Source organism: Actinotignum schaalii FB123-CNA-2 (assembly GCF_000411135.1).
Lineage (GTDB): Bacteria > Actinomycetota > Actinomycetes > Actinomycetales > Actinomycetaceae > Actinotignum > Actinotignum schaalii_A.
On the sequence record NZ_KE150262.1, the window covers coordinates 196,623 to 216,723 of the forward strand.

Sequence of the window (20,101 nt, forward strand, 5' to 3'; positions counted from 1 at the left end):
GCTGCCCCGTAGCTTTTGCTCCCCTAGCCGCCGAATTGGGACCAGTCTTCGCTGAGCACAGTGCCGCGCGCGTCGATCATCACGTGCCCGGCTTTGCCACCGGCGCGCAACCATCCGGTATAGATAAGGTCCGCGGGCGCGGGGCAGGTGCCTTCGCATTCGGGTAGCTCAGCAGCCGCGGCTTTCACCCGCACGAATACTTCCGCGTTTTCTAGCTGCGCGGGTGTTAGGCCGATGCGCGCGGCGCGCTCGCGCACAAGGGTGGTGGCGCGGGTGAAGAGCGCGGCGTCGAGCTGGGTGTAGTCAAAAGTGGGGATACGTTCAAAGCGGAAGGGGCGCGAGGCCGCGAAACCGTAGGGCGTGGTATCGCGCGGCAGGGACCACGAGTAGGTGACCGCGGTGTCGTTGTGGTCGTCCACCGGAACGTCAATTTCGAGGCGGCGTTCGCGCACGAAGGCGCGGAACGCTTGCGTGGTTCCGGCTTCTTTTTCAATATCGACGACGGCGACACCCAAGTCTTCAGCCCCGCCCGTGAAATAGGAGCGCAACGGGCCACCGCCCCAGTCTTTGATCTGAGTGGTGACGATGCGGACGGCTTGGGGCGGGTTACAGAGCGTGGGTAGGAGGGCGCCAGCAAGGAATAATGCGATGCTCGTGAGCACGGCGGTGAGCAGGCGAAGTGGGTGGTCGTGCGCGGCGGCGGTGTGGAGGTAGCGGTAACGCAAATAAATAATGCCGCCCAGCACGATGAGTGCGCCTATTGTGATGAGGCTGATGTAGAGGATGCCGTGCCAGTCGTTCATCCAGAGCAGGGGGAGGGCGCCGAGCATGAGCCCGAAGCCGAGGGCGGGTAGCAGCCGGGTGGCCGTTTCCCGCAAGCCGGGCTGGCGTTGTGTTGTGGGCACGGGCTGCTCCTCCCGAATCGATGGGCCGTTATGGGGATTCTACAAAATATTCGACACACCGTATTGCTGGAGGGTGTCAAATAGTTTGTGTAAATGCTTCATTCGACTACTAACTCGAAGATTAATGATGATTATGCTCGCTGATTGTGCCGCTGCCTCAGACTCTGCCGCTTGGCACCCACGACCCGAGCATCGTCGCGACCCGATGCCCCGACGGATAGTAGATTTCTTCCGAGAACACTGGAGTTCTCATCACTTTCCTCGAGATTGCGAAGAATCATGAAACTCAACCGTGTTCTCTCGATTATTTCCCTGGCGGAATCGCGATTGTTATCGGGACAATTCTCTACGCCTCCCAGTGGTCACGCTCGTCACCGCCATCCTGGCCTTGCGAAAGGCCCGCACAACACCACGCGGGCGGTAAAATCGAGGAAAAGCCGAAAGGATGATCGTGACTCGAGCCGCCTCGCCCCACAACCCCGCGCTCGCGTGGGAGCCCGACCTCCTCGGCGCCGGTTATGAACGCCTCACCCTTCCTCTTCCCGACGACGACGAAGGCGCCGTCATCGCTACCCTCATCCGCGCATTGCCGCCCGCCAACGCGCCTGCCCCGAGTTTTGCTTTCCTCGCTATTCACGGCTGGAATGACATGTTTTACCAGTGGGCCCTCGCTGACGCAGTAACGGCTGCCGGCGGGGCTTTCTATGCAATTGACCTGCGTAAATATGGGCGGTCCTGGGATCCGCAGCGGCAGAGCTACGGGTATACAGATAGCATGCGGGTGTATTTTGCCGATATTGATGCCGCGCTGGCCGCCATGCGAACAGACCTCCCGGCCCGGTTCGGCCCCGGCGCTGCCCAGCTCCCCACCATCTTGTACGGGCATTCCACCGGTGGCCTCACCGCCGCCCTCTACGCCGGGTCACGCCGCGGGAAAAACCTGGCTGGCCTGGTGCTTAATTCACCGTGGTTGGAGTTGCAGGTGGGCGCGGCGGGGAGCGCCGTCGTCGTACCTGTAGCTGAACTGGCGGCGCGCGCCGCACCGAAAAAACCACTGCCCGTGCACGACCCGGGCTTTTACGGGATGGTGCTCGACGCGTGGCGCCCGGAGGGAATGACGCGGGTGCCAGGGGCGCCGGAAGATACCACCGATCCGTTTTGGACTACCGGGTGGACGCCGGCCTGGGATATGCGCCCGGATCCGGCACCGATTCGCGGTGGGTGGCTGCACGCGGTCATCCGAGCGCAGCGATATGTAGCTCGAAATGTGCGACTGCGGCTGCCGGTTCTCATGCTCACCGCGGCGCGTAGCATCGTGGCTACCGCGTGGAGCGAGGAGCTACGCGGGGCCGATACCGTGTTGGACGTCGAACAAATGTGGGCGCGAGCCGCGGACATAGCGAGCGATGTGCATATCCTGAAATTGGATAATGCCGTTCATGACGTCTTGCTGTCCCGCGCACCGGTGCGGGAGGCCGGGTTCGCGGAGATTCGCGAGTTTTGCCAGCGGCAGGTGCGGCGGGCCCGCTCAAGGTAGCTAAGCGTAAATAGATAGTCCGCGCCCCTTGCTTCCTTGACCTCCGTGGCATGACATGCCTTGACGGAAAACGCATTCCGTCCGGTCCGCCACGCACCATAACCGAACCGTGGGTAGAAAAGTCAAAGTGTGCGTCCCGAACCTCGCAGCCCGCAAAGTGTGCGTGAGGAACATGAAATCAGGTGAAAAAGGTACTCACACGCACACTTTGTTCGCGACGAAGGCTCGTCACCGAGTCCGGGGCAAACATAGTGCAAATTCCGGACGGTCGGGGTCGCGTAGTGCAAGCCCAGGACAGAAACCGGGCCAAAATGGTGCGTAGAGTTGCACCCTGTTACGGACCGGGGGTGCGTTCGGTTCCGCACCCGATCCAAGACAACAACACACCGTAATTAGACCCCCTTCTGCCTATTAACCCGCAGCGAACGCAGGAAAGCGAAAAGGGGAGGCGCCCGGAAATTCCGGGGCCTCCCCTTTCCCTTTACCCTGGGCCGGATACTGGCCGGTGGGCCAGCATCCCGCGGGCGCTAGTTATTAGCGGCGGACGATAGGCGTATCAACGCCATCCCCATCCCAGTCACCAACGAGCATCTGGTCACCGGCCCGGCCGTAGTGGAGGGTGATATCAGCGTTCCCGCTCTTGAGCGAGTTCGCCACAAACACCTGGTTACCACGCCGCACCGCGAAGGTATCCTTACCGTCACCATCCCAGTCACCAACGAAGATCTGGTCACCGGTCCGGCCATAGGAGAAGGAGGTTTCAGCCTTGCCGCCCGCGAGGGTGTTGTTCACGAAGAACACATTTCCACGCTGGACCGCGAAGGTATCCTTACCGTCGCCATCGAAATCACCGGCCAGCAGCACGTCGCCGTCGCGGCCGAAGCTGAATACCTGATCGGCATCTCCGGAACGAATCGAGTTGAGGACGAACACCTGGTTGCCGCGGCGCACCGCGAAGGTATCCTTACCGTCACCATCCCAGTCACCAACCACGATCGTGTCCCCGGCCTTACCGAAGGAAATCACCTCATCAGCAACTCCGCCGTTAAGGCTGTTCTGGATGAAGATCTGGTTCCCGCGGCGCACGGCCAAGGTTTCCTTGCCATCGCCATCCCAGTCACCGATAAGGACCTGGTCAGCGGCTCGCCCGTAGGAGAAGACCTGCTGAGCAACCGTGGAAACCCAGTCATTCGACAGGTAGAACACGTTTCCGGTATCACCCGGCTTACCGGGCGTGCCCGGTTCAGGTGCCGGCGTCGGGTTCGGCGCGGGCGTCGGGTTCGGAACAGGTGTCGGGTTCGGAACCGGTGTCGGATCCGGGGTGCCCGGGGTACCCGGCTCACCCGGAGTGGGCTCCGGCGCCGGAGCGGTCTCCTGGGTCACCGTCACGCTCACCGTCTTGGTCACGGCAGCCCCGGCAGCATCGGTGGCAATGAGGGTCACCGTATTCTCACCCGGGTTGAGCACCGTGCCCGGTGCCAGGGTAAGAGCGGTATCGCCCGCGGCCCCAGCTGCGCCGTCGTCCTTCACCGTGTACTTGGCGAGTACCTCGGCGGCCAGGGCTTGCCGGTCCAGAGCGCCGGCGGGCGCCGTGAGTTCCACGGTGTCCGGGCCCTCGATAACCGGCAGGCTGTCCTTCGTGAAGGAAATGGACTGCGCGGTGGAGTTCCCGGCCAGGTCGGTGCCTTCCACCGTGAGGGTGTAGGTGCCGGCCGGCAGCTCCGCGGTTTCCACGGTGTAGTTGAGAGCGGTCGCGGCATCGCCAGCGGTATCGCCAGCTGCTGCGTCGTCGGCAACCGGAGCATCGGCCTCAGCCATGAGTCCGGCCGCGTCCTTCACGCCCGCAACCACCCGGGCGGCGTCGTTCTTATCCGCCACACCGTTGGCATCAACCTGCACGGCCTTCGCCGCATCGGCACCGTTCGCACCCTCGTTATTTCCGCCACCGAAGTAGGTCTTGACGTCTACGAGGCTGTCCTCCACCGACTGGCCGAGCAGACCCGCATCGGTGCTCTGTTCGCTGAGCACGTCCCCGTTGAGGAGCACGCGCGCGGCCTTGAGGTTGGGGTCGGTCACACTGGTGGCAATGGCAGCGCCGTCGCGAATAACCGCGCCGTCCGTGCCGTTAATGCTCACCGCCGGGCCTTCCTTGTCCACCACCACGGGGATGGTGTTGAGGAGGGTATTGCCCATGCTGTCACCGAATTGCACAAGGACCGTATCGCCGTCCGCAACCGGGAATGCCTGGTTGAAGCTGCGGGTATTGGTCTTGGTGCCGCCCACGGTGTGGTCGATAATGCTGCGCACCACCGAGCCGTTGATCTTCAGGTCGTAGCCCCAGGCATCATCGGAGGCGGTACCCGCGAAGGTGACCTCATCCGAATTCGCGTAGAGCACGCCGTTGTACAGGGTCGGTTCCGTGAAGGAAACCTTGGGGTACCCGGTATCCCAGAACACCCGCAGGATGGTATCCATGCGGACCTTGCCCGCGGTATCGGTCACCTTCATGTGGAAGGCATTAATACCGGTGGTCACCGGCACGGCGGCTTCGAAGGTGCCATCGGCCTGGACCGTCACGTTGATCGCGTCCGGAACCACGTAGTCGCCGGCCTCGTTCACGGTCACGCGCGGCTGGAGCACGAAGGCGGAAACGCCCTGCGCCGTACCGCGCAGCACCAGCTTGCCGTCCGCCGTCTTTTCCGCGGTGGACATATCCGGCAGGCAGGTGGTGCCGAAGCACTGCACATTCGTGAACGTGGGGGCCTGGTACGACGACGTATCTTCCGCCACGACCTCCCGGCCTTCGTAGGTAACCGTTTCGGTGGTGGTATTTCCACCATCGGAGGCCACCACGGTGGCGCTGAGAGCATCAGCTTCCGGGGTGAAAGTGCTGGTGAATCCACCGGTGGCATCCACCTCAGCGGCCTTACCGTTCACCTTGACGGTGAGGGTAGCGCCGGCGCGCTCATCACGCACATTACCGGTGATCGTAACCGAACCATCCTCGGCCACCGGCTGCTTACCGCCGGCATTGAGGGATGTAATCGCCACGCTCGGGGCCACCGTATCGTAGGTGACGGTCAGCACCGTGCGGGTGATTTCGCGGCCGTTATCACCGTAGGCAATCACGGGGATGTTCTGGGTGCCTTCGGTCAGCGGGACCTGGGCGGCGAAGAATCCGCCACCGAGCTCCGCATCCGCACCGGCCACGCTCACGCGTGCCACCGCATCGGAGGCCAGGCCGAACACGGTCAGCTTGCCGTCCTTGACGAGGCGGTGATTCGGGGTGAACACCTGGGTGTTGTAGGTGTTCAGGCTCGGGATCTCAATGGCGTTCGCGCCGAGCACCTTGGTGACCATGGTGTTATTCATGCCCTTGTCGGCCACGGTGACGATGACGTAGGAAACGCCCTCGGGGAGCACCACTTCGAAGGAAGAATCGGAATTCTTGGTGACCGGCTTGATATCGGTGCCCTTATCCGTTTCCACCATCGGTGAGGAGAAAATCCCCGAGCCGGTTTCGGTCACGGTGAAGGGCAGGATCTTCTGGCCATCACGCTCGAAGGGTTCACCCACGGAAACTTCGGGAGCAACGGTATCCACACCGAAGGGCATATCGAGGGTCTGCCAGTCGAAGCGGTCACCCAGACGCGCCTTGACGCGATAGGTGTAGCGCCCGTCCGGAATCGCCTTGAAGCTCGCGCTGGCCGCTTCCCACACGGTGCCATCGAAAGCGTGGCTGCGGTAGGGCTGCGCAATATTCTTCGTGCCGAGGGCAGTGCCGGCGATCTGGCGGGAGAGTTCCTGTTCCTCACCCACGCGCGTGACGAGCTTACCGTTGGCATCGTAGATTTCGAACTGGGCTTCTTCCGCGTTACGCAGCTGCGTCAGATTCGGGACAATCGCATCAACGTTATTGTCCTTATTGGGCGAGAGCCAGAATTCCCCGAAGATATTGTTCTTCACGGGGAGGGTCATCCCGAAGATCGTGGTGGTCAGCTGGGAGGTGGAGGTATTGCCCTCACCCCAGGTCTGGCCCGGAGCCACGAAAATAGGTTCGGCGTTCCAGTCCCCGGCGAAGCCCAGGTAGGGCACCTTAATATCCGGGGTTTCCTGCACGCCGGCGAGCACCGCCCAGCCTTCCACGAAGTGGTTACCCTTGCTCGGGGTGAGCGTGAAGGTGACCTGGGTGGTTTCCCCGGGCGCCACGGTAAGGACCTTACGATCCGCCGTCAGCGTTTCCTTGGAAATGAAGGTGGAGGTAATGTCGTTAGCATTATTCGTTTCGTTGACGACTTCCTGGCGCGGAATCGCGTAGGCAGCTTCTTTATCGCCGTGGTTGGTCAGGGTCACGGTGAAGGACACCGGCCCGTTCACCTGGCCCAGGGCCACCGAATTGGCACCATCTACACGGGCGTGCACCTGGGATGCCAGGGCGTGATCCACGCGCACCAAACCGGCACCGATCTGGCGCGGGGCGTACGGAACGCCGTCGTGCCGCGGAATTTCCGCGGTATTCATGAGCAGTGTTTCCGCCAGGCTGAGGCGATCCGCCCGGGACATATCCGGGAAGCGCTGCCCGAGCACCTGAAGCACGCTGGCCATGGAACCGGCCACGTTCGGGGCGGCCATGGAGGTACCGGACATCGAGCCGTAGGTATTGGAATTCAGCGTGGAGTAGACGTTACCGCCCACACCAGAAATATTCGGCTTGAAGTCCAGGTTGGAGGTCGGGCCCCAGGAAGTGAAGCTGGAGGGCGCACCGGCCGTGGCCGAGGGCGTGGTCCGGGCTTCATCCGTGAGGGCGATGGTGACCGGGGTGCCGGCCTTGATGGCCTCCACCAGGCGCAGCGCATCGGAGCGGAACATAACGCCACCCGGGAAGGTGTATTCGTCAATACCGCCCATGGAGATCATGGAATCCCCGCCGGCTTCGTGGTTGTAGATAATAACGCCGGCCGCACCGGCCTTCTGTGCGTTACCGAACTTCTCCCCGAAGGTGATGCCGCCGCGCTCAATCAGAGCGTATTTACCGGCGGTACCTTCCGGGAATTCTTCCGGCTTACCGGTTCCTGCGGCCACCGCTTCGCGGGCCACATTATCCGGCTTGCCGGTGGCGAGTTCGTAGAAGAGGTCTTCGGCTGCGCCGTTCACGGTCACGCGGGCGACCGAGCGGGTTTCCAGATTATTATCAATCGAGGCGACCGAGAGAGTGGCGTCGTGAGCCGAAGGCGAACCGATCACGCCGTCGTCCCATTTACCGAACATATCGTCTTCGGTGCCGCCCGGTGAGAAGTTGAGCCCGGAGTTACCTGCGGAAATAACCGGAAGCACACCCTTAGCGCGAGCTTCTTCAATAGCCAGGCCCGCGCCGTTGGAGTATCCGAAGCCGTTATCGGAGCCCAGCGACAGATTAATAACGTCAGCGCCGAGCTTCACGGAATCTTCAATGGCGGCAATAATATCGCCGTCGGCCGCGCCGCGCGAACGCGCCGGGTCATTGGAAAAGACCTTCATGGCCAGCAGCTGGGCATTGGGGGCCATGCCTTCCACCCGTCCGGTGGTGGCAAAAGTTTGCCCCTCATCCAAGCCGTTCGCCGCGGCAATACCGGCCACGTGCATGCCGTGCATAGACGAGGTGGTATCGATGATCTCGAAATTATCGTCGGCGTAGTTGTAGCCGTTGGGAACCTTACACGTGAAGGCGGGGTTCGCAGCGGTGTTAATATTCTTAATCTTCGCGGTATCGCAATTGTCGATCCGCATATCGCGGTGGCTCGGGTCGATACCCGTATCCACAATCGCAATAACCATGCCGGTGCCATCCGCGCCGGCATCCGCCAAGGCCGCGGGCGCGCCCTGCATATCACGCGAGGCATCTTCGAGGGGCACATTCTCCTGCGGCTGGGCTGCGAGGGCACCCTGGACGAGGGCCTTCGTGGCACCCGCACTCTGAGCGACGGCGCGAGAAATATCCGCCGCACGCTCGGTAGCGGCAACGTTGGTCGTCTGATAGACACGTTCACGCTTGACCGAGGCCACCGCGGCTTCCGCTTCCAGCGCCGCCATCTTGTCCGCCGGCATCGTCGCGGCGAAACCGTTGACGAGGTAGCCGAACTGGCGCTCAGGCTGCAGACCGTACTTCTCCGACCACTGGGCCACCAGGTCTTCCTGGGTGGCCAAGCTCTGCGCCTCACCAGCATCGCTGCCCAGGCGCGACTGGTCCTTGAGGAGCACGATAACCCGCACCCGCTCGGTGGAGCCCTGCAGATCCTGGAAAGCAGCCAGCTCGGGGTTATCGGGAGAGATAGAGACCGGCGAAAGCGCCGGCGGGATTCGACGGCGCAGGCTGATCCGCAGCGAGCGCCGGAGTAGTGAGTACGCTTAAGGCGAGCGCAGCCGTGACGGATAATCCGCCCAGGCGGCGCCAGTTAAAACCTGTCACACCTTCTCCTAACTTCGTGACGGGAGGGATCCCGTCGGGGAATCCGGTGATGTCATTCCTGCACGGCGGCCAGGGTTCGGGCAGAGTTGGGACGACGGCGCACACGGCGCAGCCTCCCCACCCCGCCGCGCATATCTACCAACCAGTGGAGAAGTTATGCACCCCTCCCGCTCAGCCTCTCACCCTTGAGCGATAGACCGGCAGTGCGTGACGCGTGGGAATACCGGATGCAGGCTATCATCGCACAGAATGGTGCGCATCTGTCCAGAGTGTCTACAACGTGAACACTCCCCTGAGCCGGTTGATATTTATACGCCTACGATTCGGAGTGCGGTGGCCGGATAAGCGGCCAGGGATCCAGGGTTTCCAGGGCGGCCACGATGGCGAGCAGGAGTTGTTCTTCCCCGAAGCGGGTTGCGCCCACGTGTACCCCGAAAGGCAGCAGAGTGCCGCCCACTTCCGCGCGGTGGATCGGGATGGATACCGCGGCGGGCCCAAACATATTCCAGGAGCTGGTCCACGGGCTCACGATGCACTGGCGGCGGAAATCCTCGGCCGGATCATCCGGGCAGCACACCCAGGTAGGATCGGCCGGCGGGGTGCCGAGCGCCGGGCTGAGGATCACGTCGAAACCCGCGAACGCCTCCCCCATGCGCCGCGCAATCGCGTACATCCCCTGCAAGCCGGCCATGAGCTGCGGCGCAGATGCTTCCCGCCCGCGAGCGCGCAGCCACTGGCTCATCGGGGTGAGGAGGGACTCACTTTCGGGCGGGAGTGGAATGGCGGCAGCACCCGCCTGCCAGATCGGCATAAAGGACTGCCAGGCTTCGGGGCCGAAGGGCCGCGCGATGCCTTCCACGCGCGCGCCCATGGCACCGAAATCTTCTGCTGCCCGCGCCACGGCCTCCAGGCAGGCGGGGTGAATCTCAGTATCAACATTGAGCGGTTCGGTGAGCACCCCGACCCGCAGATCGGCCAGGGCGAGGGCGCGGCTGCGTGATTGCGGCCCGCACCCAAATTCCGCGTCCAGAGTGGCCAGGTAGTCTCCCGAGCCCGGGTAGGGACTCCAATCCCCGGGCCGGCGCCGGGCGATAACATCCAATCCGGCCGCGAGATCCCGGGCGGTGCGTGCCAGTACTCCGGCGGTAGCCAGCCCGCTATCGGAGAAGAAAGAGGAAGCGGGGCCGGGCGAGACCAGCCCGCGGCTGGGTTTGATGCCGAGTACCCCGCAGTGGGCAGCGGGAATGCGGACCGAGCCGCCGCCGTCGTTCCCGTGCGCAATGGGGACCACGCCGGCCGCAACCGCCGCGGCCGCTCCCCCCGGAGGATCCACCGGCGCTGCGTGTAAGGTCCCACGGGGTGCGGGCAGGGGCGAGGCCAGCCGGTTCGGTGTAGCCGACGAAGCCGAATTCCGGGGTGGTGGTTTTCCCGATGGTCACGGTGCCGGCGTCCAGGATCGACTGGGCTACCCCGCCGGTGGTGGTGGCGATATTTCCGCGCATGGCCCGCGAGCCGTATTCGGTGGGCAGGCCGGCTACGTCGTCAAGGTCTTTGATGGGGAAGGGTACCCCGGTGAGCGGGCCGCCTTTGCCCTCCTTGAGTTGCGCGGTGGCGGCGCGGGCCTGGCGCAGCGAAAATTCTTCCGCGATGTGAGTAAATGCGCCCACCGCGGCGCCGCGGCTGCGGGCGCGCTCCAGTACCCGTTCGGTATGCGCAACGGGGTCTAGGCGGCCGGTGCGCATGAGCCGCGCCAGCTGCACGGCAGAAAGATCCAGGGGGTCCACGCTGTCCTCAAGAAATGCCATGCTCACAGTGTACGTGAGATAGGGCACGTTTGCCGCCGCGAGCGGGTTATTCGGTTGCCGTGGTTTATTCGGTTTCCGTGCGGGCTCGTGCGGCCCAACGGCCGTGTTTCGCCCGCTCCACGGCTTCTGCACGCGCCGCGGCAGTGGGGATGGCTAGGTTTTCCATGAGCTCGGCTATCTGCGTGGATGCGCTCTTGTCACGACGCCGCCGCAAGTTGGCCGCGGTGGCAGCAATTTCCTCCGCGGATAAGTTCTGGGAGAGCTTGGCCTTGCCAATAATCTCCGTAACTTTAACATCCACGCCCACGATGGCGCGCAGCATGCGCCGCAGCTGGTCCGGCCGCGCGTGGGTATCCGGACGCCAGGTACCTCCGTGGTGAGCAATTTCGTGGGCGTCAACCAGTTCGCGCAGGGTGGGGATGAGCCAGGCGGGATCCTCGTGGATAGTGAGTTCGCCGCGTAGGTGCACGGTGAGGTAATTCCAGGTGGGAACCCGAGCCAGCGGCGCATCGTCCGGGCCGGGTGGCATATCGGAGGGCGATATATAGGTATTCGGGCCGGTCACCACCATGAGGCAAGGTCCGGTATCGGCTGCCTGGGGATTAATACGTGCCATATGGCTGTGGAGGTGAAGGGTGCCGGCGTCGTCGTAAAAAATATTAAAAGGAAGGAGTGTGGCATCCAGGCCGCGCGGGCCGGCCGTTATTAATTCTCCCACCCCGATTTGGGCAGCTAGTTCCACCGCACGTTCCGGTTCCAACGCAAAACGACTCGCCACGTACATGACAGCCAGTGTAATGCGCGCGGCTACGGCGTGCGCATGACCTCCACCGGGTCACGGTAGGCAGCGAAAATCGCCGGGGGAATGCAGGCGAGCAGCGCCACGAGCACCGCGAGCACCCCCACCGCCACCGAAAAATCGAGGGCGACCGGATTGCCACTCAGCCGGCAATAAGCCCAGGCCGCGGCTATTCCCAGCGCGGTGCCGCCCACAGCCGGGTAGGCGATACGCGCGATCACCAGGGCCACCAGCCCGCCGCGGGTGATGCCGAGGGTGCGGCGCCGGCCCAGGTCGCGGCGGCGGATCAGCACATCGGCCAGCACCACCGCGGCGATGAAGAGCGCCCCCACCCCGAGAATGAGGATGAGGAGGGCGCGGCCCATGCCCGCGACCTGCCCGGTCACGGCCACGCCCTGTTTCGCTTGGCTGACGGAACTGCGGATAATGAGTTTGGTGGGGTCGAAATCACCGATGGCCGCGAGTGCAACATCGGTAACCGCGCCAATATTTTCGACGTCGTTGGCCAGCGCGGTCACCCGCACGTAGGCGCCCGAGCCGCCCCCGGCCAGAAGGTAATTATCGAGGTCCTCAAATCCGCCGCCGGGTGTGAAGGAGCCGACCACGGCCCATTGCCGCCCGCCGCGCGATTCCACGTAGCCGCTGGGGAAGGCCAGGCGCAGCTGCGGCAGCATGGCCTCGGGCACGATCGCTTCCCCCGGACCGGGATAACGCCCAGCAGTTAATGTAATTATTTTGGAGATGTCTCCGCCGGTTTCCACCAGGGCAAACAGTTGGGAGGCCGGGCCGAGCGGCCCATTGACCACGTCTACCGTGCTTCGGTATCCCACCGCCCCGGCCACCCCGGAGGTGCCGTGCAGGGTTTCCAAGAATGCTTCGGGGAGCAGCCCGGCATTATTCTGATCGACAAGGGTGAGCTGGCGGGCTTGCGGGCCGGTGAGCTGGCGGTGCAGCTCGGCTTCGGTGGCGGCCTGGCGGCCCACCGTCACCAGCGATGCCGCGCACATCACCCCGAGCACCAGTGCCACCAGGATGGTGGTGACCAGGGCCCCGCGCGCATTTTTCGCGCCTTCGCGTAGCAGAACAGAGAATTTCATAGCCGCACCACCTCATCTGCTGCGTTGACCACCGTGGGATCGTGGGTGGCAATAATGACACTGCATCCGGATTCCGCGGCTTCGCGCAGGGCGCCGAGCACAAGGTTGGCATTATCCGGGTCGAGGTTTCCGGTTGGTTCGTCGGCCAGGATAAAGGTGGGGGAATTGACGAGGGCGCGGCAGACCGCCACGCGCTGGGCCTGCCCGCCGGATATTTGCCCGGGCCGGTGGTCGGCGCGGTGCTCCAGGCCCAGGCCGGCCAGGAGTTCGCGGGCGCGGGTGCGGGTGGCTGCCAGCGAATGGCCCGCGTAAAGCCCGGGTTCCATCACGGAATCGAGCACGGGGCGGGTGGGGTCAAGTTCGGAATCTTGGAAAACGAAGCCGATGCGGCGGGCGCGCAGGCGCGAGCGTTCCCGGTCGGTGAGCTCGCTGGCGGCGGCGCCGTCGATAAGGACCTGCCCGGAGCTGGGCGTGAGGGTGAGCCCGAGGAGGTAGAGCAGGGTGGATTTGCCGCGCCCCGAGGCCCCGGTAACCGCGGTAATGGCGGCGGGGGCGAAAACGTGGGTGAGGCCGTCGAAGAGTTCTTCGGCGCCTTTCCGGTAGCGGAAGCGCAGCTCACGGGTGGCGATACCGGGCGCGTCCATTACTTCGTGCTTTCCGGACTCGGGGTGGCTTCGGTTTCTGCATCTGCGCTGGGGTCGGTATCAGCGCCGGACCCACCGGGCGCGCCGGCCTTCTTCGCGTCGGCCAGCGCATACACGCTTTCCCCGGCCCGCACGCCCTCGACTACCGCCAGACCGCCGGCCACGGTCTGAACCGTGACGGTGCGCGGCGCCGCCTCCCCCACGACCCTCACGCTCACGGTCCCATCCGGCATCGTAGAAAGCGCAGAGACCGGCACGGTAGGCCCGGTCACCGCGGGCACGATCTCAATATCGGTAAGGAGATAGGCTTTTTGGCTGGCCGGCAATTCCCCGCACCGAGTGCCGCACAGCAGCCCGCCGTCTTCCGCGGTAACAGGGACCTTGACCTGGCCCCCTTCTGTTTCCTCCGGCTCACCGGTAATACCGATGAGGGGCTGTTCACCCAGCTTGACGCGAATACCCATTCCCGGCTGAATCATGGCCTGCTGTTCGCGCGTGATTTCCATATAAAAACTGGGTGTTCCAGACACCGAGTTAATAATATTTTCACTTCCGTTCAGGGCCGCACCGGGCCAGGCAATACTGCGGTCCAGGGTGAGCGCAGCTGGTAGTTGCGGCACTGCCACAAGTTCTCCCAGGCCGACGACGCCGCTCTGTTCCTGCCCGCGCGCTTTTTGCCACGCTTTCGTTGCCGCGGTGGTGGCGGGGCCAAATTTCCCATCTGCCACGGTTCGCGAATAACCGAGGGTGGCAAGGAGCCGCTGGTATTGGGAGACGTCCTCACCTTCGGTTCCTTCGGCGAGGGGCCGCCAGAAGGGGGTGGAACCTTCTGCCGCGATTACCTCGGTGTTTCCAACGGTGTAGAGGGTGTCGCCGGCGTGGAATTCTCCGTCTGCGGCAACGGAGGTGATGGTGCCGTTGAGCTGGTTCACGGCAACTGGTTGTGCCGCGCGTTCTACCGTGGTGGAGAGTGTGAGGGTGCGACCAATATTTTGCTCAGTTACGGTGACGGTCATTGTCTCCGCTCCCGTTTGGGTGATCCGCTCCGGGGGTTTCAGGGTGGTGCGGCCCGCCCAGAATGCCAGTGCCGCCACGAGGAGGAGCGCTATCACGCCTACGAGGATCTGAGTAATTTTCTTATTCATGGCGGCACGCCTTTCGTGGTAGCCACGCGCTTACACGTGAATGGTAAATATCATGGGGTTATTTTATGCCATAGAATTCTGTGGCGGGAGGAGTCTCCGGGCAGACTTTCCATACCTCTACCGGGATTCGGAATCCGAGAGAACCGCCGTTATCCGGCCACCAGCGATGCTCCGGATCGGTATGGAACTTAGCAACATAGGTTTCCCGAGCGGGACGTTTGGAGATATCAACCTTATAACCATGCGCGGCGAGGCACGGAATATAGTATTCATCCCAGTAGTCCCAGACCACCCGCAATTGATCTTCCGACCAGTCAGTAAGAAATTCCGGATTGAGGAAATACATCGCATTGCATTCGTAACTAGCTAACTTATATGCCTGCTCTTGCGATTCTGGAATACTCCCATTGGAAGCGATCCCACCTTTGGGATTGACGTGGAATCCAAAACCCTTGCCGGTCAAACACTCAGCCATTTTGATATCCGACTGTTCCGATGACTCTTGCCATTCAACCAAGGGAACATCGGGAGGATCGTCAATTCCCAAGAACTCTGCATCACGTTTCAACCATCGCTCTCGGAAGGCAAACTTCTCCTCCTCGGTGGTGTAGCGGGGCGAGATTTTGATCTTCGCTTTCCAACTAATCGGATCCCATTCGGATGCTGGAGCTACAGCGGTGCCGTGACTGGTTACGCCGGCACTTCCAGAATCGGAACCATCCGCGGCGCAACCGCCCACCACTATGAGTAGCGAGCTAAAAACAGGTAGAACTCTATGCTTCATGCAACACCCCTATCGCCAGCAGATCAGTCAATCCCATAAAACTCTGTCATCGGCGGCGTTTCCGGACACACCTTCATAACTTCCGGCGTGATTCGGAAAGAAAGCTCACCCTTATTATCCGGCCACCAGCGATGCTCAGCATCAGAGTAAAACGTCGTCGCGTAAGCTTCCCGCCCCGGACGCTCGGAAGTATCAACGGTAAAGCCATGCGCCGCCAGGCAGGGGATATAGTATTCATCCCAGTAATCCCACTACATCCGCAACTGATACTCTGTCAAATTCGCAAGAAACTCTGGGTTAAGGAAGTACATCGATTTACATTCATAGGCTGCCATACCTAAAGCCTCCTGCTGCGATTCAGGGATCGGAGGATCAAACAGAATTCCCCCCTGCGGGGGAACCTCAGCGGAAAACCCTCTACTCCGCAAACACTCCGCATTCTTTTCATTGTCCGCGCGCGGAGAATCCATCCACTCAACTAAAGCAATATCAGGTGGGTTCATAACTCCGATCGTCTCGGCATTACGCTCCAGCCAGCGTTTCCGGAAAGCTAGCTTATCTTCCTCACTTGTAAACTTAGGAGAAATCTCTATATCAGACTTCCAAGAATTCGGATTCCATTCGGATGCAGCGGACGCTGCCAATTCACTGTCAGCATTGCCAGCAGTTCCGGAATCAGAACCGCCAGCAGCGCAGCCAGTCAGTACTGTAAGTACGAGTCCGAGAGCAGATCCGATCTTGTGTTTCACAACCGCGCCTCATTCCAATCCATAAAATTGGGAAGCTGGAGGAGTTTTCGGACAAGTTTTCCATACCTCAGGAGGAATCTGAGTCAGGAGAGCTCCATCATTGCTGGGGAACCATCGGTTTGCAGCATCGGTGTGAAATGTTGCCACAAACGTTTCCCGGGCAGGCCGCTTAGACGTATCAACGGTAAACCCGTGTGCCGCCAAGCAGGGAATATAGTATTCGTCCCAGTAATCCCATATCACTCGCAATTGATCTTCCGACCAGTCAGTAAGAAATTCCGGATTAGGAAAATACATCGCTTGGCACTCGTACGCAGCAACTTTGTACGCCTCATATTGAGACTCTGGAATAGCTGGGTTAAAAATAACTCCACCCTGCGGTATCGCATGAGCGCTAAAACCTCTTTCCCTGAAGCACTCAGCATTCTTATGATCCATCAATTCCAGAGATTCTTGCCATTCCACAAGCGGAACATCCGGCGGAGTCTCCAATTCCAAAAACTCCGCATCACGTTTCAACCATTGGGCACGGAAAGCGAGTTTCTCCTCTTCCGTCTTGTAACGCGGCGAAATCTTTATCTTCGCCTTCCAACTATTTGGATCCCATTCGGATGCTGAAGCCGCAGCCGCCTGATTTCCAGATTCTCCCACGCTTCCGGAACCGGAACTACTAGTTCCACAGCCCCCCGCCACCATAAGAGCGACGAACAAAACGGCCAACTTTTTACACTTCATAAGCCACCACATTTCGTGATACACGTGGTGGCGAGGAAGACAGCGCTTCCCCGCCACCGCACGCGTATGAGATATGGTTTACCAGTCTATTGGAGTGCAGGTAGCATGGGTAGGCGCACGAAGAAGCTCCGGTGCCGCAGCACTCCAATTACCATTGAAGTGATTAGAAACAACGCTCACTTCAAACCGACCCGCCGCATTGTAAAGCACGTCGCTTCGGACTTTTACCACCATGTATTCCGCGGTTTGCTGCTTTGCATACACACCAACATGGGCTTGATTAAAGTTGCACTTCTTGTAGCCACCCACCTGGATAGCACTGGCTGATGGCATAAACGCCACGATTGATAGCATTGTTGCCGCGAATGCGGCACCTACTTTTCGGATAGTCTTCATGATCTGCCTCCTGTTCGCCGTTGAACGGTTGGGACTTATGACCCCTGACGACGCTCGGATAAGCGCCGTTAAGGCTACGCTAAAGGACATCTTAACCATCTGTCAATACCTTGGCGCCACTTAATTTCGGCAACCACATCGCGTGCACCGGCATCGCAGAAAACGGCGCATCTGTCGCAATATCTCACTCAATGGCGTTGCCGCTACCACACTTCACGTAAACAGAACGTCCGGGGTGTGCCGCATCGGCGCACCCCGGACATAGATAGGGCCATTTAGTTATTAGGATTCAGTGCTGAGCCGCAGGGCATAGCTACGGCCCAAAGTCCCACCACTGGCCGTGGCATTTTCCTGGGTATCCACCCGGATGGTATCCCCGTCATGAGCGTCACCGGCGAGGATCATGCGAGCTAGCTGGTCACCGATCTCCCGCTGGATGAGCCGGCGTAGCGGGCGGGCCCCGTAGGCTGGATCGTATCCGTCCATCGTCAGGTAATCGCGCGCCGCCGGGCTCACATCCAGGTGCATACGCCGCTCACCCAGCCGCTGCTCCAACTGCGTGATTTGCAGATCCACAATCTTGCCGATTTCCTCCATGCTCAGCGGATGGAAAACAATCACGTCATCCAAGCGGTTGAGGAACTCCGGCTTGAAGTGCGCCCGAACCGCAGCCATGACCGTGTCATATTGGGTCGCCGCATCCATGGTGGGATCAGCCAAAGCCTGCGAACCCAAATTCGAGGTCAAGATGAGGAGGGTATTGCGGAAGTCCACGGTACGGCCCTGGCCGTCCGCGAGGCGCCCGTCGTCCAAAACCTGGAGCAGAATATCGAACACATCCGGGTGGGCCTTTTCCACTTCATCAAGCAGAATCACCGAGTAAGGCCGCCGCCGCACCGCTTCGGTGAGCTGACCACCTTCCTCATAACCCACGTATCCCGGAGGTGCCCCGACCAGCCGCGAAACCGAGTGCTTTTCGGCGTACTCCGACATATCGATACGCACCATGGCGCGCTCGTCGTCGAACATAAAGTCCGCCAGCGACTTCGCCAATTCCGTTTTCCCCACACCTGTAGGCCCGAGGAAGAGGAAGGAACCATCGGGCCGGTTCGGATCCTGCACCCCGGCACGGGAACGGCGCACCGCATCGGAAACCGCCCGCACCGCATCCTGCTGGCCAATAAGGCGATGCCCGATCTCCTCCTCCATATGGAGGAGTTTCTCCGTTTCGCCCTGCATGAGTTTACCCACCGGCACGCCTGTCCAGGCCGCCACCACTTCGGCGACTTCCTCAGAATCCACCCGTTCGGCAATCATCGGTTCATGATCGCGAGCCTGGCCATCCGCTTCGGCAGCTTCCGCCGCCGCGATCTGGCGTTCCACATCCGGAATATCGCCATTTTGGAGCCGCCCGGCATCCTCATACCGGCCCTCGCGGACCGCTAACTCAAACTCGGTGCGCAGCTCATCAAGCTTGACCCGCAAATCACCCACCCGGTTGCGCCCGGCCTTCTCATTTTCCCACCGAGCGGTCAGGGCAGCTAATTCTTCTTTGCGATCCGCCAATTCCCCGCGGATGGTTTCTAGGCGGTCGGCGGTAGCTGCGTCGTCGTCCTGAGTTTCAGAAAGATAGGACTCCTCCATGGTGAGGCGATCCACCTGGCGTTGCAAAACGTCGATTTCCTCCGGGGAGGAATCCAATTCCATGCGCAGGCGGGAAGCTGCTTCGTCAATAAGATCAATGGCCTTATCGGGAAGCTGACGGCCGGTAATATAGCGATTCGAAAGCTGCGCCGCGGCAACAAGAGCACCGTCCGTAATTGTTACTTTATGGTGTGCCTCGTATTTCGGGGCGATACCACGCAAAATTGTGATGGTATCTTCCACCGAGGGCTCGCCCACGAAAATCTGCTGGAAGCGGCGCTCCAAAGCCGGATCCTTCTCAATATTTTCGCGGTACTCATCCAGGGTGGTAGCACCAATGAGTCGCAATTCCCCGCGCGCGAGCATCGGTTTGAGCATATTTCCGGCATCCATAGCACCTTCGGAACCTCCACCGGCCCCCACGATAGTGTGGATCTCATCAATGAAGGTAACGATTTCACCCGCTGCCTCCCGAATCTCATTTAGGACAGCCTTGAAGCGTTCCTCGAATTCACCACGGTATTTCGCACCGGCAACCATGGAGGCAACATCCAGCTGAATAAGCCGCTTGCCGCGCAAAGATTCCGGCACATCGCCATTGACCATGCGCTGCGCCAAACCCTCCACAACAGCGGTTTTCCCAACGCCCGGTTCCCCGATAAGCACCGGATTATTCTTGGTACGCCGAGAAAGGACCTGGATCACGCGGCGAATTTCGCTATCGCGGCCGATCACCGGATCCATTTTCCCTTCCCGAGCCATCGCGGTGAGATCCTGACCGTATTTCTCCAACGCCTGGAACGTGCCTTCCGGATCCGCGCTATCCACCTTCGAGGTGCGCACACGCGGCAGGGTAGCCCGCAGCGCCTCATGCGAGGCACCGGCGTTCCGGAGGATCTCCCCCGCCTGGGACTGCGAAGCCGCAATCGCCATGAGGAGATGCTCAGTAGAAATATAGGCATCCCCCAAGCTGGTCGCTTCTTTGCCGGCCTCCGAAATCACCCGCGAGAGCGGGCGCGATGCCCCGGGATTTTGCACCGAATCCCCCGCCGAACGCGGCAGCGAAGCCAGCGCCCCGGATACCCGCTCCGCGATCTCCACGCGATTAGCACCCACCGCTTCGAGCAGAGCAAGGGCAATCCCACCTTCCTGGGCGAGCAAAGCGCTCAAGAGATGCACCGGCTCCACCTGGGGATTGCCCGCATCCGTCGCCGTGCGAATGGCCTGCGCCAAAGCTTCCTGCGACTTCGTTGTTAGTTTATCCATGACAACTCCTTACATCGGCGGCGGCTACCTGTTCACCACTTCGCCGATCCACTCATAGCAACGCAAGCTTTCTTGAGTCTATTCCACTCAAGTTAGAAGATGTGCTAATTGCGTTGTTCTCCTTACTCCTGCAAGCGACGCACCCAAACC

14 protein-coding genes and 1 pseudogene are annotated in these 20,101 nt (G+C 61.3%); 1 reads left to right on the top strand and 14 read right to left on the bottom strand.

Features of this window, described 5'->3' with window-relative positions:
• Positions 1-23: 23 nt before the first annotated feature.
• Positions 24-905, bottom strand: coding sequence for a hypothetical protein (locus HMPREF9237_RS00845; protein ID WP_016441819.1), 882 nt, complete (start codon positions 903-905; stop codon positions 24-26).
• A 445-nt stretch (positions 906-1,350) separates the two neighbouring features.
• Between HMPREF9237_RS00845 and HMPREF9237_RS00850 the strand changes: the two genes are divergently transcribed.
• A complete protein-coding gene (locus HMPREF9237_RS00850; protein ID WP_155875753.1) occupies positions 1,351-2,442 on the top strand; it encodes an alpha/beta fold hydrolase in 1,092 nt (363 codons plus the stop codon).
• Positions 2,443-2,976: 534 nt separating this feature from the next.
• On the opposite strand, the gene HMPREF9237_RS09780 is transcribed toward HMPREF9237_RS00850, so the two are convergent.
• The 13 genes and pseudogenes from HMPREF9237_RS09780 to clpB form a co-directional block, all read right to left on the bottom strand.
• The gene (locus tag HMPREF9237_RS09780; RefSeq protein ID WP_016441821.1) at positions 2,977-8,691 is read right to left on the bottom strand and encodes a S8 family serine peptidase; all 5,715 of its coding nucleotides are present in this window, start codon (positions 8,689-8,691) and stop codon (positions 2,977-2,979) included.
• Positions 8,692-8,737: 46 nt separating this feature from the next.
• Positions 8,738-8,887, bottom strand: coding sequence for a hypothetical protein (locus tag HMPREF9237_RS09390; RefSeq protein ID WP_155875755.1), 150 nt, complete (start codon positions 8,885-8,887; stop codon positions 8,738-8,740).
• 316 nt (positions 8,888-9,203) lie between these two features.
• Positions 9,204-10,220: an amidase gene (locus HMPREF9237_RS00860; protein ID WP_016441823.1), complete on the bottom strand. Its 1,017-nt coding sequence runs from the start codon at positions 10,218-10,220 to the stop codon at positions 9,204-9,206.
• A 37-nt stretch (positions 10,221-10,257) separates the two neighbouring features.
• Positions 10,258-10,692, bottom strand: a pseudogene (locus HMPREF9237_RS09675) (amidase family protein); the annotation flags it as partial.
• A gap of 64 nt (positions 10,693-10,756) precedes the next feature.
• Positions 10,757-11,476, bottom strand: coding sequence for an FMN-binding negative transcriptional regulator (locus tag HMPREF9237_RS00865; protein WP_016441824.1), 720 nt, complete (start codon positions 11,474-11,476; stop codon positions 10,757-10,759).
• A gap of 23 nt (positions 11,477-11,499) precedes the next feature.
• Positions 11,500-12,588 carry an FtsX-like permease family protein gene (locus HMPREF9237_RS00870; RefSeq protein ID WP_016441825.1) on the bottom strand — a complete coding sequence of 363 codons (1,089 nt, stop codon included), beginning with the start codon at positions 12,586-12,588 and terminating at the stop codon, positions 11,500-11,502.
• Positions 12,585-13,232 carry an ABC transporter ATP-binding protein gene (locus HMPREF9237_RS00875; RefSeq protein ID WP_016441826.1) on the bottom strand — a complete coding sequence of 216 codons (648 nt, stop codon included), beginning with the start codon at positions 13,230-13,232 and terminating at the stop codon, positions 12,585-12,587. The genes HMPREF9237_RS00870 and HMPREF9237_RS00875 overlap by 4 nt, the downstream gene beginning before the upstream one ends.
• Positions 13,232-14,377 (bottom strand): peptidoglycan-binding domain-containing protein, encoded by a 1,146-nt coding sequence (locus HMPREF9237_RS00880; protein WP_016441827.1) that lies wholly within the window; start codon positions 14,375-14,377, stop codon positions 13,232-13,234. The genes HMPREF9237_RS00875 and HMPREF9237_RS00880 overlap by 1 nt, the downstream gene beginning before the upstream one ends.
• A gap of 58 nt (positions 14,378-14,435) precedes the next feature.
• Entirely contained in the window at positions 14,436-15,161 is a 726-nt protein-coding gene (locus tag HMPREF9237_RS00885) for a hypothetical protein (protein ID WP_016441828.1), read from the bottom strand.
• A gap of 251 nt (positions 15,162-15,412) precedes the next feature.
• Positions 15,413-15,910: a hypothetical protein gene (locus HMPREF9237_RS09125; protein WP_016441829.1), complete on the bottom strand. Its 498-nt coding sequence runs from the start codon at positions 15,908-15,910 to the stop codon at positions 15,413-15,415.
• Positions 15,911-15,919: 9 nt separating this feature from the next.
• Positions 15,920-16,645, bottom strand: coding sequence for a hypothetical protein (locus HMPREF9237_RS09130; RefSeq protein WP_016441830.1), 726 nt, complete (start codon positions 16,643-16,645; stop codon positions 15,920-15,922).
• 78 nt (positions 16,646-16,723) lie between these two features.
• Positions 16,724-17,041: a hypothetical protein gene (locus tag HMPREF9237_RS00900; protein WP_016441831.1), complete on the bottom strand. Its 318-nt coding sequence runs from the start codon at positions 17,039-17,041 to the stop codon at positions 16,724-16,726.
• 282 nt (positions 17,042-17,323) lie between these two features.
• Positions 17,324-19,951, bottom strand: coding sequence for an ATP-dependent chaperone ClpB (gene clpB, locus HMPREF9237_RS00905; RefSeq protein ID WP_016441832.1), 2,628 nt, complete (start codon positions 19,949-19,951; stop codon positions 17,324-17,326).
• Positions 19,952-20,101: the final 150 nt, after the last annotated feature.

Bases quoted from the DNA above. Each gene is read 5' to 3' on its own strand.
- HMPREF9237_RS00850 (WP_155875753.1), top strand. From the start codon at position 1,351: ATGATCGTGACTCGAGCCGCCTCGCCCCACAACCCCGCGCTCGCGTGG.
- HMPREF9237_RS09130 (WP_016441830.1), bottom strand. From the start codon at position 16,645: ATGAAGTGTAAAAAGTTGGCCGTTTTGTTCGTCGCTCTTATGGTGGCG.
- HMPREF9237_RS00870 (WP_016441825.1), bottom strand. From the start codon at position 12,588: ATGAAATTCTCTGTTCTGCTACGCGAAGGCGCGAAAAATGCGCGCGGG.
- clpB (WP_016441832.1), bottom strand. From the start codon at position 19,951: ATGGATAAACTAACAACGAAGTCGCAGGAAGCTTTGGCGCAGGCCATT.
- HMPREF9237_RS00900 (WP_016441831.1), bottom strand. From the start codon at position 17,041: ATGAAGACTATCCGAAAAGTAGGTGCCGCATTCGCGGCAACAATGCTA.
- HMPREF9237_RS00875 (WP_016441826.1), bottom strand. From the start codon at position 13,232: ATGGACGCGCCCGGTATCGCCACCCGTGAGCTGCGCTTCCGCTACCGG.
- HMPREF9237_RS00880 (WP_016441827.1), bottom strand. From the start codon at position 14,377: ATGAATAAGAAAATTACTCAGATCCTCGTAGGCGTGATAGCGCTCCTC.
- HMPREF9237_RS00865 (WP_016441824.1), bottom strand. From the start codon at position 11,476: ATGTACGTGGCGAGTCGTTTTGCGTTGGAACCGGAACGTGCGGTGGAA.
- HMPREF9237_RS00885 (WP_016441828.1), bottom strand. From the start codon at position 15,161: ATGAAGCATAGAGTTCTACCTGTTTTTAGCTCGCTACTCATAGTGGTG.